Here is a 14,947-nt window from a genome sequence, read left to right as displayed (position 1 = left end):
TGTGGGATCGCCGCGGCCGGCCGGTGTGCTTGCCATGACGAACGCACAAGACCCGGAAAGGAGTTGCGGCTGATGGTGCTGGACGTAAAGCCGGAGCAGATCACCAAGGACCACTTCGACGTTGTCGCCATCGGTTCCGGTTTCGGTTCGGCCTTCTTCCTGCACGAATTCACGAAGCGGCGTAAGGCGCGCATCCTGCTCCTGGAATGGGGCCGCCACAACACGCATGAATGGCAGCTCAAGCAGAACGTCAACACCGACATCGAGGACGAGTCGACCTACAAGACCAATTCCGACAAGCCCTGGAACTACACGATCGGGCTGGGCGGCGGCACCAATTGCTGGTTCGCGCAGACGCCGAGGTTCCATCCCAACGATTTCAGGCTGAAAAGCACTTACGGCATCGGCAATGACTGGCCGATCAGCTATGACGACGTCGAGCCGTTCTATTGCGACGCCGAAGACATCATGTCGATCTCGGGCGATCCCGACATGGCGGCGATGCTGCCGCGCTCGAAGCCCTTTCCGCAGCCGCCGCACCGCATGTCGACGCCCGACCGGATGATGAAGGCGGCGCAGCCAGGCCAGCATTTCGTTATGCCCACCGCGCGCGCCCGCGTGCCGACCGCGCAGCGCACCTCGTGCTGCGCCAACCTCAGATGCTGGCTATGCCCGGTCGACGCCAAGTTCACCGCCAACAATGGCCTGATGCATGTCTTCGAGCATCCCGACGTGTCGGTCTGCCTCGGTTCGGAAGTGCGCAGGCTCGATCATGTCGGCGGGACGGTCCGCTCGGTCACCTTCGTCCACGCCGGCAAGGAATATCAGGTCAGCGGCGACCTCTTCATTCTCGGCGCCAATGCCATCCAGAGCGCCGCGATCATGCTGCGCTCCGGCCTGGGAGGCGAATTCGTCGGCCGCGGCCTGCATGAATCCTATGGCTGGAATTTCGAGGTCTATCTCGACGGTGTCGACAATTTCGACGGCAGCACCATCACCACCGGCTTGAATTTCGGTCTCTATGACGGTCCGCACCGGTCCGAGCACGCCGCGGCGCTGGTCTATTTCGAGAACCGCTGGCAACACGGCATGCGCGCCGAGAAAGGGCGGCTGCGCCAGGCGCTGCCCCTTGTCGTGGTGACCGAGAACCTGCTCGACCATGAAAATTTCGTCACGCTCGACGAGAACGACAACGCCTTCGTCAGCTTCAAGGCGCCGTCGGACTACGCGGTCAAGGGCATGGCGCGGGCGCTGGAGAAACTGCCCGGGCTGCTCGCCCCGCTACCGGTCGAACAGCTTTTCGATCGCGGCATCCGGCCAACCGAATCGCATGTCCAGGGTACGCTCCGGATGGGAACGGGCCCGGCCGATTCGGTGGTCGACAGCGGCATGATTCATCACCAGCTCAGGAACCTGGTCGTGGTCGGCACCAGCACATATCCGAGCTGTTCATGCGCCAATCCGAGCCTGACCGCGGCAGCGCTGTCCCTGCGGGCGGCGAGCCGGATGGCGTGAGAGGAGCAAACCAGATGATAGAGATCTCGCGACGCTCCGCACTGGCCGTCATGGCGGGCGGGGTGGTATCGACCGGCATTGCCTACGCGGCAGTGTCCTCGTTTTCGGATGAGGATCTGGTGCGCGTCACGCTCGAGAAATATTTCGGCAAGCTCAACATGCGCATCGAGCATTTGCAGCAGTTCGTCCTGGCGTTCCGCGACAGGAACCCATGGATATTCCCGAGCAAGAAACTCAGCGACGCCGTCACCTTGCTCGAGGAGACAAGGCTGGGCAAAGCCCGCGCTCTGCTGCCGGAGCAGAAGAAGCAGGACCTCCTGCATTTCGACCGCTGGCTGATCGCCGAATTCCACATGCTGACCGACTACGCCTGGCGCAGTTCGCCGGGCGATCCGATACGGTTCACCGGATGGCAGCCATGCACCAATCCGTTCGCCAATCTCGAGCAACAGAGTGCCTGAGGCGGTGCCGGAGCAAGCTCTCGGGCCACATTGAACGAAACGCGAAAGAACCAGGAGCCAGGACCATGAAAGTTCTTTTTGCAGGCGGCAACGGATACACGCCCGAATTCAGCGGCGGCGTCCAGTCGAGCACCCATCATCTGGCGGAACAGTTGATCGAGCACGGCCATGAGGCGGCCGTACTGGCCGCCCTGTTCGGCGACGGTGTCTTCGGCTTCAAGGCGCGCGCCAAGATGAAGCTGCTGCGTCAGCCGGCGGTCATCGACAGTTTTCCCGGCTATCCGGTGGTGCGGGCTTGGTTTCCCTGGAAGGCGGCCGACTTTGCCGTCCGCAGATTGAAGCCGGACGTGGCCGTCGTCCAGTGCCACAAGTCGGTTCCGGTGGGCAAGGCGCTGCAGGCCGAAGGCGTGCCGCTGGTCGTCTATCTCAGGAACGTCGAGTTCCATGAGCTGGGCGGCGATCTGCGCGAGCTGCATTCGGCGCTCTACATCGCCAATTCGCAATTCACCGCGCGCGCCTACAAACAGAAGTTCGGCATCGATGCGGCGGTGCTGCCGCCGACCATCAATGCCGCCCTCTACAGCACGCCGACCACGGGCCAGTTCGTCACCTTGATCAACCCGTACGAGGAGAAAGGCTTGGAGCTCGCCGTGCGCATCGCCGGCGCCTGCCCCGAGATTCCGTTTCTGTTCGTGGAGAGCTGGAAGCTCGCCGAGGATCATCGCGCCCGCATCGAGCAGACCATCGCCCCGTTCTCCAACATCAGGCTGGAGAACCGCACCGGCGACATGAAGACCGTCTATGGCCGCACCAGGATCCTGCTGGCGCCCAGCAAATGGGAAGAGGCCTGGGGCCGTGTGGCCTCGGAAGCCCATTGCAGCGGCATTCCCGTCATTGGCTCGCGGCGCGGCGGCCTGCCCGAAGCGATCGGACCAGGCGGCGTGGTGCTCGATTACGAAGCTCCGCTCGCCGACTGGGTCGCGGCTGTCAGGCTGCTGTGGAACGACCGCCAGGAATATGACCGGCTCTCGGCCACGGCGCGCAGCTTCTCCGAGCGTCCGGAGCTCGATCCTGACCGCCAGTTCCTCACCTTCTTTTCCATACTGGACAAGGCCACGCAGCAGCGTTCGCGACAGGCGGCGTAGCCAAGGCTCAGGCTGGCACCGGACCCGGCAGCCCTGGAATAGGAATTTTTTCTTGACAGGGTGAAGGCAGCTATGGTAGATTTTCGGTCATGGTGCTGAGTTGCGCCGGAGGCCCGCCGCACAGGCGGGTTTTTCGTTTGATGCTTCTCGACCGGCGCGCCGGCGAACACTCCGAAGGAACCCGTTAATCTGGATTCGCAGCCTTGGCGGATCAGGCCAGGCGCTTGACCCGGCTTTTCAGCGTCTCGTAGCCGCGGGCGCCGAGCAGGGCGCGGGCAAGGGCCTTGGCGGCGCCCTTGCGCCCTTCCTGTGACTTGGCCTGTCGCAACCTGGCCGGCAGGTTGCGCGCCGCCTGGCCGAGCGCCGGGAGCGACAGCGCGTTGGGAAAGCTGACCATGTGCGTTTCGACGCACAGCACCGGTTTGCCCGACAGCTCGGTGATCCTCAGCGCCTGCTCGTGCTCGCTCTCGATGAACAGGATGGCATCGGATTTTCGGTAGAATTCGGCCTTGAAACTGCCATGCGCGCCAAGCCGCTGACGCTCCGCCTTGCTCGGCAGGTCGAGCATGATCAGATGATCGTACTTGATCTCGTGCTTGGCCAGCCAGGCCTCGGTCAGCGCGCGGTATTTCTCCAGCCGGCTGGTCACCAGCCAGCCGATCTTGCGGGTCGCGGTATGGAGCGGCCGCGCTTCGCTGAGGAATTTCTCGTAGGCCGGACCGTCGTCGTTTTCCGCCTCGGTCGGATCGAGGCACAGCACCCCGTCTATGTCGACGCAGCATTGCGCCAGGAATTTGTGATGCATGAAGTTCCACTGGAACATGCGCGGATGCGGCACGACCTCGAAGACGACATCGGTCTCGGCATGCTGCGGCTCAAGCCCGAACACGGCGGCAAAGGTGTAGTCTGCCTCGATGCCGGCACCCTCTATGCGGGCGCGGGCGTCGCGCATGGCGTTGCCGCCGGAGACGCTGTCGTCGATCACCAGCACCTTGCGCATTTCCGCGACCTTGCGGTCGAGCACCGCACGGCGCTTGGTGATGCCCGATGTGTAGACGCGACCCTCGAGGAAGGAGTCCAGGTCGGTCATCGGTATGTTCGCCGCGAGACTGACCAGCGTCGCTGCCAGCACCCCGCTTCTGGGGACGCCGACCACCAGGTCGATGTCGCGCGGCAACCGGTGAAGGTTGCTCACGATCGCGTCGTTCATGTCTGAGATCGATCGGTAATGCATGGATCAGGCCTGATGCTCGGGTGAACGGTAAGGGTCGAAAGCGCCAAAATTATTGCGCCTCGCGCGGTGCTGCCGCCGGCGGCCTTGCCGGCAGCATTTTCAAGGCCTCGCGCAAGGCTTCACGGCCGGCTGCGAAGGCCAGCGCGATGACGATGGTGATGAGATAGGCAAGGATCGCGCCGCTGGCCAAGGCAATGACATGCTGCTGCGGCAGCAGCGGCTTGACCAACCAGACCACCGCCAGCGCCACATGCGCGCCGAGCACGAACGGCGTCGCCGCGCGAAGCACGTGGCTTGCCCGCAGCGGCCCGCTCCTGCCGACATAGAGCCACAGGAAAGGCGTGCGCAGATATTCGCTGACGGCATAGGCGATCGCCACGCCGAGCGCGCCATAAGGCAGGCCCAGCAGGAAAGCGAGCACCGACGTCACCGCCGTGATGATGCCCCAGCGCATGAAGTCGCCGGAGCGGCCCTGGCTGACGAACAGCCATCCGGCCGGATTGTTGAGCGGCTGCAGCAGCCCGGCGAAGCCCAGCGCCAGGAAAATCGAGGCGCTTGCGCGCCATTGCTCACCGAGCACGAAGGGGATGAGTATGTCGGACATGGCGGTGGCGAAAGCGACGCCGGGAAGCGCCACCAGCAGGATCAGCGGCATGACGCGAAGATAGGCGCTGCGGTAGCGGTCGGGCTCGTCCTTCAGCCTGGAAAGAGCCGGCACCATCACCTTCGACAGCGGGTTCGTGATCTGGCTCAGCGGGAACAGGAGCAGCTTGTAGGCACGGTCATAGAGGCCGAGCTGCGCCTCGCCCCAGTATTTTCCGATCAGCACGTTGTCGAGATTGCGGGCGAAGAAATTGGCGAAGTTGAAGCCGGTTATGCCGGCGCCGAAATTGATCAGCTCGCTGATCCCGGCGACCTTGCGCGGCAGGCTGGGCCGCCAGCGCGAACTGGCCCAGTAGCACAGCGTCGGCAGCACGGCTCCGGTCAAGGTGCCGGCGAAAAGTGCCCAGTAGGAGCGGTCGATGAAGGTCCAGGCGATCGACACGGCAAGACCAGCCACGGCGCCTGCGACATCGATGATGGCCAGGCGGCCGAACTGCATGCGGCGGGTCAGGAGCGCCAGATGCTGCGCACCGAGGCCGTAGGCCATGATCTGCAGGCCCAGCGCCGCCACCAGGCCAGCCACACGCGGTTCGCCGTAGAAGGCGGCGACCAGCGGTGCCGCGCCGGCAAGCACGCAGGCCAGGATGGCGCTGACGGCGACATTGATCCAGAACAGGTAGTTCACCTCGTCGTGCCGTATGCCCGATTTCTGGATGGTCGCCTGGGTGAGGCCGAAATCCTGGAACAGCGCGATGAAGGCCAGCACCGGCGCGCACATCGCCACGACGCCGAAATCCTGCGGCAACAGGAGACGCGACAGCACGATGACGGAAATGATCTGCGTGGCGACCCGCACGGACTGCGACAAGGCCGTCACGACCGCGCCACGCCCGACCGATTTGCGCAGCGAGCCTTCTGGCGGATCGAATGGATTGGCTTCCAAATTCAGGATTCCTGATTCTTGTGCAGGTTCCGACAGGAACCCTGCAACCGCCGCCGCGGCCAAATTACGGCATTTATTTTGCAGTGCAACAAAAAACGTGGATTTTGCTACGCTGCACCAAAAATGTTGCGATGCAGCAAGACCTGTACTAGGTTCGCCGTGGGTGGGCCAACAGCGGTCGAGTTTTCATGCTGAATGTCTTGTACCTTGTGCATGACGTTTCCGACCCGGCAGTGCGCCGGCGGATTACAATGCTCAGGGCAGGTGGCGCCCAGGTCACGCTCGCAGGCTTCCGCCGCACGGCAAATCGCATTGCCGACGTCGAGGGTTTGCGGCCGCTGGATCTCGGCGCGACGCGTGACGGGCGATTCGCCCAGCGCCTGACGGCAGTCGCCAAGGTGGCGGTTTCGATCGGCACCAGGCTCCGCGGCATGCCGAGGCCCGATCTCATCATCGCGCGCAACCTGGAAATGCTGGCGCTCGCCCGCCGCGCCAACACGGCATTCGGCGCCGCGGTGCCGATCGTCTATGAATGCCTCGACATCCATCGCCTGATGCTTCGCAGCGATGCGGTCGGCAAGGCGCTGCGGGCCACGGAACGTTACCTTGCCAGGGACGTAAGGCTGCTGGTGACCAGTTCGCCCGCGTTCACCGCCAATTATTTCGAACCGTTCGGCCAGGTGACGGCGCCGGTCGAACTGGTCGAAAACAAATATTTCGAGGCAGCGGCGATCCTGCCGGCCGAGCATGAGATGGCCGAGGCGCCTGTCGCGCCACCCTGGCGCATCGGCTGGTTCGGGGCATTGCGCTGCCGCCGCTCGCTCGAACTCCTGGCCGATTTCTCGCGCCGCGCCGATGGCCGGTTCGAGATCGTGCTGCGCGGCCGCCCGGCGTTGACCGAATTCCCGGATTTCCACGCCTTCGTCGAGGCCGAGCCCTGGCTTTCGTTTCGCGGACCCTACCGCAACCCGGAGGACATGGCGGCGATCTACCGGGACGTGCATTTCTCCTGGGCGATCGATTTCTTCGAGGCGGGCCAGAATTCCGAATGGCTGCTGCCCAACCGACTCTATGAAGGCTGTCGTTTCGGCGCGGTGCCGATCTCGATGGCCAACACGGAAACTGGGCGGTTCCTCGGCCGGCAAGGCATCGGCATTCTGTTGCCCGAAGCCTCACCCGACGCGCTCGAAGCCGCCATCGGCAAGATGGAGGAGCGCCGCTTCAGCACGTTGAAGGAGCGCGTTCTGTCGCGCAACCCCAGGATATGGAGCTATGATCGCAGCGATTGCCAGGCGCTGGTCGACAAGCTTCGCAGCCTGGCCGCCATGCGCCAACCCTTCGCGGCCGAGGCTTTGGCCTAGGATGGAGATCGCCCGATGATGCAAGCGCTCCCCTCCAGCCTGATCGTGATTCCCTGCCTCAACGAGGCAGCCCATATCGGTGTGCTGCTCGACCAGCTCAGCCCCGCGGCCGCGAGGCTCGGCGCCAGGATCGTCGTTGCCGATGGCGGCAGCACCGATGGTACCCCGGCCATTGTCGGCGAGCGTGCGAAGGAAGATCCCCGCATCATCCTGCTCCACAATGAAAAGCGCATCCAGAGCGCGGCGATCAATCTTGCCGTCGCCAGATTCGGCGATGGTGCCGAATATCTGATCCGCATCGATGCCCATGGCGGCTATCCCGCCGACTATTGCGACCGGCTGGTCGAGGAAGCGCTGGCCACGGGCGCCGATTCTGTCGTGGTCTCGATGCTGACCAGCGGCAGCGGCACCGTGCAGAAGGCGGCCGCGGCGGCACAGAATTCAAAGCTCGGCACCGGCGGTTCCAAGCACAGGCATCTGTCCGCCGGAGAATGGGTCGATCACGGCCATCACGCGCTGATGCGGATTTCTGCCTTCCGGGCCGTCGGCGGCTATGACGAGACGTTCAGCCATAATGAGGACGCCGAGCTCGACTACCGGCTGAGACAGGCCGGCTACAGGATCTGGATGAGCGGCAGGACGCAGATGGTCTACTATCCGCGCGCGTCGCTCAGCGGCCTCTATTTCCAGTATCTCGGCTACGGCCGCGGACGCGCCAAGAATGTCCTGAAGCACCGCGTCATCCCGAAGGTCCGGCAGATGGTGCCGCTGCTGGTGTTCCCGGTGGTGGTGCTCGCGGCCTTTTCCTTCGTGCACTGGCTGGCGGCGGTGCCGCTTTTGATCTGGGCATCCGTATGCCTCGGCTATGGCCTGTGGACGGCGGTAAGCCAGCGCAATGCCGACATCGCGCTTGCCGGCGTCTCGGCGATGGTCATGCATTTCGGCTGGTCCGTCGGTTTCTGGCTGCAGCTTCTCGGCCTTGGCAAACAGCGCGGGGTCGCGTGATGGCGGTTACAGGCAAGAACCGCCGCATCGACATCGGCGTGTGCACGTTCCGCCGGCCGGAATTGGCCCACACGCTGCGCTCGCTCGATGCCATGGACAGGCCGGCCGGTTTCGATGTCCGGGTCATCGTCGCCGACAATGACGACACGCCGAGCGCCAGGGATCTGGTGACGGCCCTGGCGCGGGAACTGACGCTGCCGATCAGCTATCACCACTGCCCGGCGCGCAACATCTCGATCGCCCGCAATGCCTGTCTTGACGCCAGCACGTCGGATTTCGTCGCCTTCATCGATGACGACGAGACGGCTTCGCCGCGCTGGCTTGCCGAGCTCGTCGCAACAGCCCAGGCAAGTCGCGCCGCCGCTGTGCTGGGCCCGGTCAAGGCGCGCTATGGGGCCGATGCGCCGGACTGGATGCGGCGTGGCGACTTCCATTCGACCTTGCCGGTCTGGGTGCGCGGCGAGATCCGCACCGGCTACACCTGCAACGTGCTGCTCGACATGGGGTCGGACAGCCTGCGCGGGCGCCGCTTCAGCTTGGCGCGTGGCCAGACCGGCGGCGAGGACACCGAATTCTTCGACCAGATGCACAAGACCGGAGGCACGATCGCCTTTTCTCCGGAGGCTTGGGTGGACGAGGCCGTGCCGCGGACCAGGGCCGCGTTCGACTGGCTTGGCCGCCGCCGCTTCCGCGTCGGGCAGACGCATGGCCATCTCCTGGGGCGCAATGCGAGCGGCATTGGCCTGGTCAAACAGGTCGGCATTGCCTCGGCAAAGGCAGCCTATTGCTTCGCCGCGGCGTTTCCCTTCCTTGGCAGCCCCGTGCGGCGGAACCGCAGCGTGCTGCGCGGCATTATGCATGTCGGCGTCGTCAGCGGCCTTGTCGGCATCCGCGAGATTCGTCTCTACGGCCAGCCCTCGCCACAGGAAGGAGGCAAGCGTGCAGCCTGACGTCAGCTTCGTCCCGGACGTTTCCTTCGTCATTGCAGCCTACAACGCCGAAGCGACCCTCGACCGGGCGATCGCCAGCGCCATCGCGCAAAAGGGTGTCAGCGTCGAGGTCATCGTCGTCGACGACAAGTCGCGCGACGCCACGCTCGACGTGGCAAGGGCCTATCCGCAGGACATCGTGCGCGTCGTGGCGCTCGCGCAGAACAGGGGCCCCGGCGGCGCCAGGAATGCCGGCCTCGAGGCTGCCCGAGGTCGCTGGGTCGCGGTCCTCGATTCCGACGACGCGGTCTATCCCGGCCGCATCGCCGCCATGATCGCGCGGGCTGAAAGGGCGGGCGCGCAAATCGCCGTCGACAACCTCCAGGTCGTCCGCGAGGACGGCGTGATCGAGGATGCGATGTTCCCGACGCGCTATCTGGAGGAATTGGGCGAGATCTCGCTGGCCAGCTATATCGCCGGCAACGTCGTCTTCGAATCGAAGTTCAATCTCGGCTATCTCAAGCCGATCTTCGAGCGCCGCTTCCTGGAAGAAAACGGACTTCGCTACGACGAGGACCTGATCATCGGCGAGGATTACATTTTCCTGGCCAACGCCCTGGCCAAGGGCGGCAGGTGCGTGGTCGAGCCTGACATCGGCTATGTCTATCACATCCGCAGCGGCTCCATTTCGCGCGTGCTCGAGCCTCATCACGTCGAGGCGATGCGCAAGGCCGATGCGATTTTCGCTCAAAGCCATCAGATGGACGCGGCCACGCAAGCGGCCTTCGCCCGGCGCAGCCGCAGCCTGCGCAAGGCGGCTTCGTTCCTGTCGATGGTCCAGCACATCAAGGCGCGGTCCCCGCTCAAGGCGATCCGGACGGCGCTCAGCGACCCGGCGGCGGTCAGGCATATGGGCATGCCGATCGCCGTGCGGTTGCGACGAGTAGCGGCACAATTTGCCGTGGGGGCGGGGAGGTGAAGATGCAGGCACATGGAGGGATTTTTCCTGGCCTGCGAATGGACTGAAGTCGATCTCCTCAGAAGGAATTTGCGATGAAGAAAATCAGGAAGGCCGTGATACCGGTGGCGGGGCTTGGAACGCGGTTCCTGCCGGCGACCAAGTCGATGCCGAAGGAAATGCTTCCCGTCGTCGACCGGCCCGTCGTGCAATACGCCGTCGATGAGGCCTTCGAGGCCGGCATCGAGCACATCGTGTTCGTGACCGGCCGCAACAAGGCGGTTATCGAGGATTATTTCGACCTGCATCCGGAATTGATCGGAACACTGGAGCAGAGCGGCAAGAAGGCGCAATTGCAGTCGCTGGAAAGCCTGCTGCCGGTGGCCGGCGCCACCAGCTTCATCCGCCAGCAATCCCCGCAAGGCCTTGGCCACGCCGTCTGGTGCGCGCGCGAGGTCATCGGCAACGAGCCCTTCGCCCTGCTTTTGCCTGACATGGTCTCGTTCGGCGGCCGCGGCTGCCTGGCCGAGGTCGCCGACCTCTATGCCGAGACCGGCGGCAACGTCATTGCGGTCGAGCGCTGTGACCCGACCGAGACCAACAAATACGGCATTGTCGGCCGCGGCGCCGACATTGGCGGCGGTTTCGAGGTGACGGCGATGGTCGAAAAGCCGGCGCCGGCCAATGCGCCGTCGAACTTCTACATCAACGGCCGCTATATCCTGCAGCCCGAGATCTTCGCCCTGCTCGGCAACCAGCAGCGCGGCGCGGGCAATGAGATCCAGTTGACCGACGCCATGGTCCGCCTGGCGCAGGAGCAGTCCTTCTTTGCCCAGCCTTTCAAGGGCCGCATGTTCGACTGCGGCTCGAAGGAGGGCTTTATCCAGGCCAACATCGCCTTCGCCTTGGCGCGCGACGACATGAAGGGTCCGGTTTTCGAGATGCTCCAGGAGTTCGTCCGGTCGCATGAACGACAGGAAGAAGCCGCATAATGCCCATGTTTCGGGAGCATTGTCGGACGGCTGACGGTGCGATGCGCGCAACGCCCTGTGGCGTCCGGCATGGAACTTGCGTTGCTTTTTGGCAATGCTCCCGATCTTCGAAGTGCCTGGGAGCCAAGGCATGATCCCGGAAAGCGCAAGGCGGTTTTCGGAAAAGATCATGTTCAAACAGTGAGATAGAGCCCATCCCGATGATTGGGATGGACGGGCTCTGGAATTGGACCGAAGATGAACTATGCCAACTTTCCTCTCGACAAGAGGATGCCATTGCCGAATTCGGAAGCAGGAGACGGCGAAGACTTCATCGATGTCGAGCGGCTGCTTGGCATGGCAGCGCGGCAGGCCAAGGTGGTTGTCCTGGGCGCGGTCATTGGTCTTGTCCTGGGCCTGCTCTATCTGCAGACCACGCCGCCCAAATACCAATCGGTCTCGAGCGTGCTGATCGATGAGGGGCTGAACAAGATCGTCGACGACATTTCGGCGGCGTCGACGACCATGCAGACCGATTCGGCCATCCTGAGCCAGATCGAAATCCTGACCTCGACGAGGCTTGCCGCCGTGGTCGTCGACAAGCTGAAGCTCGACCGCAACGACGCATTCATGAACCCGCCCCAGTCGGCGCTCGCCCAGGGCATTGGCCTGATCCGCGGCCTGATCCAGTATGTTCGCCCTAGTCCTCCCATGCCGGGCGTCGGCGACGTCACCAAGCTCGACCCCGCCACCCGCGATGCGCTGATCGCGACCTCACGTCGCGACTACGCGATCCTCAAATTGCAGAACGAGGTGCAGGCGGAGCGCGTCGGGCGAAGCTATGTCATCGCGCTCGGCTACCAGGCGACGGACCCGGCACTGGCGACCGCGATCACCAAGGCCTATGCCGATGCCTATCTCGCCGACCAGCTCGACGCCTCCTTCGATGCCACCGAGCGCGCCGCGGTCTGGCTGCAGGGCCGGCTGACGGAACTGCGCGAAAGCTCGCAGGCGGCATCGCTCGCGGTCGAGAAATTCAGGGCCGAGCACGGCCTGTCCGCCAACAGCGACGGCCAGCTGATGAGCGCCAAGCAGCTTGCCGACCTCAACGCCCAGCTTATCGTGGCGCAGGCCGATACGGCCCGGGCCAGCGCCCGCTACCAGCAGTACAAGTCAATCGTCGAAAGCGGTTCGGAGAACGCCTTCAAGGATGCCGCCATATCGAGCGACCAGCCGAGCAGCTCGGTCATCGCGGCGCTCAAGACGCGCTATCTCGCCGTCGCCAAGCGGCAGCAGGATGTCGAGGCCAATTTTGGGCCGCAGCATCCGCAGGCGGTGGCGCTCGCCAAGGAGAAGGCCGACATATCGGCGCAGATATTCGGCGAGCTGAAGCAGCTGACCGAAAGCTATCGCAACGAATATGAAGTGGCGCTGGCGCGCGAGACCGCGCTCAGGGCCAATGTCGCCGCGGCGCAAGGCAAGAGCGCCATCGACAACCAGTCGCAGGTCAAGCTGCGTGAACTCGACCAGAAGGCGACGGCGCTCTCCACGCTCTACCAGACATTCCTCGGCCGCTACGAGGAAGCCGCCCAGCAGCAATCCTTCCCGGTCGGCAAGATCCGCATCATCTCGGATGCATCGACGCCGCTCAGCGCCTCCAGCCCGCGCACGGTGGTTGTGCTGGCGCTCTCGCTTGTGCTGGGCACGTTGATGGGTGCCGGGCTCGGCGGCCTGAACGAATTCAACGAGCGTTTCTTCAGGACCGGCGAGGATGTCCGCGACCGCGTCGGCCTCAAATTCCTCGGTTATCTGCCTGTCATCGGCGGCAAGACCGCCAGGGAGGAAAAGCCGGCCGACCCGGATCTCAAAACCGCCAAATCGCCGGCCGCGGCCGAAAAGCGCGCGCGCATGCGCGTCAGCGTCGATGCTCCGGCGTCGATGTTCTCCGAGACGCTGCGCAGCGCAAAGATCGCCTTCGACGTCGTCATGGAAGGGCAGGGCAGCCGCGTCATCGGCGTCATCTCGGTCCTTCCCGGCGAAGGCAAGTCGACGGTCGCGGCCAATCTGGCCGGACTGCTCGCCGCCAACGGCGCCAGGACGCTGCTGATCGACGGCGACCTGCGCAATCCGGGCTTGAGCCGCAGCCTCGGCATGGAGGCCGAGCAGGGACTGATGGAAGCGGTGGTGAGCGGCCAGACCTGGCAGTCGGTCGGCAAGATCGACCGGCAGACGAAGCTGGCGATCATTCCGGCCGTGCTGCGCGGCAATTTCTCGCATACCAGCGAGCTTCTCTCCTCGGCCGGCATGCGGCGCTTCATCGACAACGCCAAGGAGACCTTCGAATACATCGTCGTCGATCTGCCGCCGCTGGGGCCGGTGGTCGACGCCAAGGCCTTCGCGCCGCTTGTCGACGGCTTCGTGCTGGTCACCGAATGGGGCCGCACGCCGCGCGCGATGGTGAGGTCGATGCTCGAATCCGAACCCTATGTCGCCAACAAGATCGTCGGCGCGGTGCTGAACAAGGTCGATCTCAAGAAGCTCGCCAAATACGGCTCGTTCGGAGCGTCCGAAAAATTCTTCGGCCAGTACTCGAGCTATTATCTCGACAAGACCGAAGTGCGCAGCAAGACAACGGTCTGAGTTCAACCGTGGCGATTTCCGTGCCTGAGTGACGAGGCAGGTCATCGCCTATGTGGCTGCGGCGGGCTACAGTGGGAGTCTAAACCCGGGCATCATTCGGCAGGCAATGTCAGCTTACGCGGCCAATAGCGGCTCGCCACCAAAAGACTGAGATGGACGACAACTATTCCGAGGATGCCTGCCAAAGCCTTCAGTGAGCCGTCCGAAAGGCGCGCATGCCGACCGGGTTCGAGGAGCTGCATCAGCTCCAGCACAGTGGCTACGACGACAACTATAGTGACAGTTCCAGCCAAGCGGTTTGGAAAGCCGAGCCCCATTGCCACGCCGAACAGAACGTAGGCGAGGGCGCGTTCGAAATCTGGGTCACCCAGGTGGGGCCGCATCTGGATTGGCGACAGCGTCGCGAACACAATGATGGCGAGCAAAGCAAGGGCGGCAATGCGAGAGATGAGGGTCATTGCCGTTCGTAAAGCGAACAAGCCGGCGAAACAAGTACGGGCATCTTCAAGGGTCGAATTTATAACGAGGTAGCTTCCGTACTGCTTGGCGGATTCAAGCAGCCGCGCCCGATCCAAAGACCCATGCTAGCCCGTGACGCCCGGTTTCTTTGGCTGATTGGCGATGTCTATGAAATGACATCCGGAGCAATATTATATTGCGCAGAATCGACGCGCTTTGAGGTTGGCGACATGGATTGGAAGCAGGTCGGCCCCAGAGCAGATCAGTCTATTTCGCTTGCCAGCGATTTCGACGGCAGGTCGATCGTCCGCTCTGGATGGACGGCGGTGTCGGTCCAAGCCCTGGTCAGTTTGAGTTCTGACCGGGTTTCGCAGACAGCGCGATCGGGTCGGTTTCGATAAGCCGAAGCGACCGCACCATGTTCGCCGTTTGCGTCTTGTACTTGAGAAAATGCGGTGTGGTCAGATGGGCTTCGTACGCCGTCTGATCGGCGTAGCATTCGATCACGCGCACCTTTTCAGGCGCACCTTTTACCGACACGGCATGAAGGAAGAGCACGCCCGGCTCGATTCGCACGGAGGCCTCGATCTCTTCGGCAATCAGGGCCTTGTAGCTGTCGATCTGGTCAGGATCGATTTCCAGTTCGGCTATCCTGACGATCCGCATCGATTGGTCCCTAACTTTGTACAGGGCGGCGACTCACTATCCAGGCCTCGGAACCCT

General features: G+C 63.6%; 13 protein-coding genes. 9 read left to right on the top strand and 4 right to left on the bottom strand.

The window, feature by feature from the left end; all coding sequences use genetic code 11:
• Positions 1–72: 72 nt before the first annotated feature.
• The 3 genes from LB545_RS16745 (at position 73) to LB545_RS16735 (ending at position 3,121) form a co-directional block, all read left to right on the top strand.
• Positions 73–1,515 (top strand): GMC oxidoreductase, encoded by a 1,443-nt coding sequence (locus tag LB545_RS16745; RefSeq protein WP_140559753.1) that lies wholly within the window; start codon positions 73–75, stop codon positions 1,513–1,515.
• A gap of 14 nt (positions 1,516–1,529) precedes the next feature.
• A complete protein-coding gene (locus LB545_RS16740) occupies positions 1,530–1,976 on the top strand; it encodes a hypothetical protein (protein ID WP_140497175.1) in 447 nt (148 codons plus the stop codon).
• Positions 1,977–2,041: 65 nt separating this feature from the next.
• Entirely contained in the window at positions 2,042–3,121 is a 1,080-nt protein-coding gene (locus LB545_RS16735; RefSeq protein ID WP_224705487.1) for a glycosyltransferase, read from the top strand.
• Positions 3,122–3,332: 211 nt separating this feature from the next.
• Here the strand turns inward: LB545_RS16735 and LB545_RS16730 are convergent, their stop codons facing one another.
• Positions 3,333–4,355, bottom strand: a complete 1,023-nt coding sequence (locus LB545_RS16730) for a phosphoribosyltransferase family protein (RefSeq protein WP_140497171.1) — start codon at positions 4,353–4,355, stop codon at positions 3,333–3,335.
• A gap of 49 nt (positions 4,356–4,404) precedes the next feature.
• Positions 4,405–5,901: a lipopolysaccharide biosynthesis protein gene (locus LB545_RS16725; RefSeq protein ID WP_140559751.1), complete on the bottom strand. Its 1,497-nt coding sequence runs from the start codon at positions 5,899–5,901 to the stop codon at positions 4,405–4,407.
• 188 nt (positions 5,902–6,089) lie between these two features.
• Between LB545_RS16725 and LB545_RS16720 the strand changes: the two genes are divergently transcribed.
• From LB545_RS16720 to LB545_RS16695, 6 genes are all read left to right on the top strand, one after another.
• A complete protein-coding gene (locus tag LB545_RS16720) occupies positions 6,090–7,262 on the top strand; it encodes a glycosyltransferase family 4 protein (protein ID WP_140559750.1) in 1,173 nt (390 codons plus the stop codon).
• A gap of 15 nt (positions 7,263–7,277) precedes the next feature.
• On the top strand, positions 7,278–8,267 hold the full coding sequence (locus tag LB545_RS16715; RefSeq protein WP_140497165.1) for a glycosyltransferase family 2 protein: 990 nt from the start codon (positions 7,278–7,280) through the stop codon (positions 8,265–8,267).
• Complete coding sequence (locus LB545_RS16710) at positions 8,267–9,217, top strand: glycosyltransferase (protein WP_140559749.1); 951 nt, start codon at positions 8,267–8,269, stop codon at positions 9,215–9,217. Before LB545_RS16715 ends, LB545_RS16710 begins: the two co-directional genes overlap by 1 nt.
• Positions 9,207–10,175 (top strand): glycosyltransferase family 2 protein, encoded by a 969-nt coding sequence (locus LB545_RS16705; protein ID WP_140559748.1) that lies wholly within the window; start codon positions 9,207–9,209, stop codon positions 10,173–10,175. The genes LB545_RS16710 and LB545_RS16705 overlap by 11 nt, the downstream gene beginning before the upstream one ends.
• A 74-nt stretch (positions 10,176–10,249) precedes the next feature.
• The gene (locus tag LB545_RS16700) at positions 10,250–11,146 is read left to right on the top strand and encodes a UTP--glucose-1-phosphate uridylyltransferase (RefSeq protein WP_140512943.1); all 897 of its coding nucleotides are present in this window, start codon (positions 10,250–10,252) and stop codon (positions 11,144–11,146) included.
• 237 nt (positions 11,147–11,383) lie between these two features.
• Complete coding sequence (locus tag LB545_RS16695) at positions 11,384–13,765, top strand: polysaccharide biosynthesis tyrosine autokinase (RefSeq protein ID WP_140497157.1); 2,382 nt, start codon at positions 11,384–11,386, stop codon at positions 13,763–13,765.
• A gap of 92 nt (positions 13,766–13,857) precedes the next feature.
• Here LB545_RS16695 and LB545_RS16690 read toward each other — a convergent pair whose 3' ends face one another.
• Together LB545_RS16690 and LB545_RS16685 are read right to left on the bottom strand one after the other, a co-directional pair.
• The gene (locus LB545_RS16690) at positions 13,858–14,340 is read right to left on the bottom strand and encodes a hypothetical protein (protein ID WP_181176915.1); all 483 of its coding nucleotides are present in this window, start codon (positions 14,338–14,340) and stop codon (positions 13,858–13,860) included.
• 229 nt (positions 14,341–14,569) lie between these two features.
• The gene (locus tag LB545_RS16685; RefSeq protein WP_140897569.1) at positions 14,570–14,890 is read right to left on the bottom strand and encodes a putative quinol monooxygenase; all 321 of its coding nucleotides are present in this window, start codon (positions 14,888–14,890) and stop codon (positions 14,570–14,572) included.
• Positions 14,891–14,947: the final 57 nt, after the last annotated feature.

The organism is Mesorhizobium sp. BR1-1-6, assembly GCF_020165355.1.
GTDB lineage: Bacteria > Pseudomonadota > Alphaproteobacteria > Rhizobiales > Rhizobiaceae > Mesorhizobium.
The sequence above is the reverse complement of the archived record's forward strand: the minus strand, read 5'-3'. Positions and strand labels throughout refer to the sequence as shown.

Excerpts from the sequence above, each read along its gene's own strand:
- LB545_RS16735 (WP_224705487.1), top strand. The coding sequence starts at position 2,042 with ATGAAAGTTCTTTTTGCAGGCGGCAACGGATACACGCCCGAATTCAGC.
- LB545_RS16720 (WP_140559750.1), top strand. The coding sequence starts at position 6,090 with ATGCTGAATGTCTTGTACCTTGTGCATGACGTTTCCGACCCGGCAGTG.
- LB545_RS16715 (WP_140497165.1), top strand. The coding sequence starts at position 7,278 with ATGATGCAAGCGCTCCCCTCCAGCCTGATCGTGATTCCCTGCCTCAAC.
- LB545_RS16695 (WP_140497157.1), top strand. The coding sequence starts at position 11,384 with ATGAACTATGCCAACTTTCCTCTCGACAAGAGGATGCCATTGCCGAAT.
- LB545_RS16740 (WP_140497175.1), top strand. The coding sequence starts at position 1,530 with ATGATAGAGATCTCGCGACGCTCCGCACTGGCCGTCATGGCGGGCGGG.
- LB545_RS16745 (WP_140559753.1), top strand. The coding sequence starts at position 73 with ATGGTGCTGGACGTAAAGCCGGAGCAGATCACCAAGGACCACTTCGAC.
- LB545_RS16730 (WP_140497171.1), bottom strand. The coding sequence starts at position 4,355 with ATGCATTACCGATCGATCTCAGACATGAACGACGCGATCGTGAGCAAC.
- LB545_RS16685 (WP_140897569.1), bottom strand. The coding sequence starts at position 14,890 with ATGCGGATCGTCAGGATAGCCGAACTGGAAATCGATCCTGACCAGATC.
- LB545_RS16710 (WP_140559749.1), top strand. The coding sequence starts at position 8,267 with ATGGCGGTTACAGGCAAGAACCGCCGCATCGACATCGGCGTGTGCACG.
- LB545_RS16700 (WP_140512943.1), top strand. The coding sequence starts at position 10,250 with ATGAAGAAAATCAGGAAGGCCGTGATACCGGTGGCGGGGCTTGGAACG.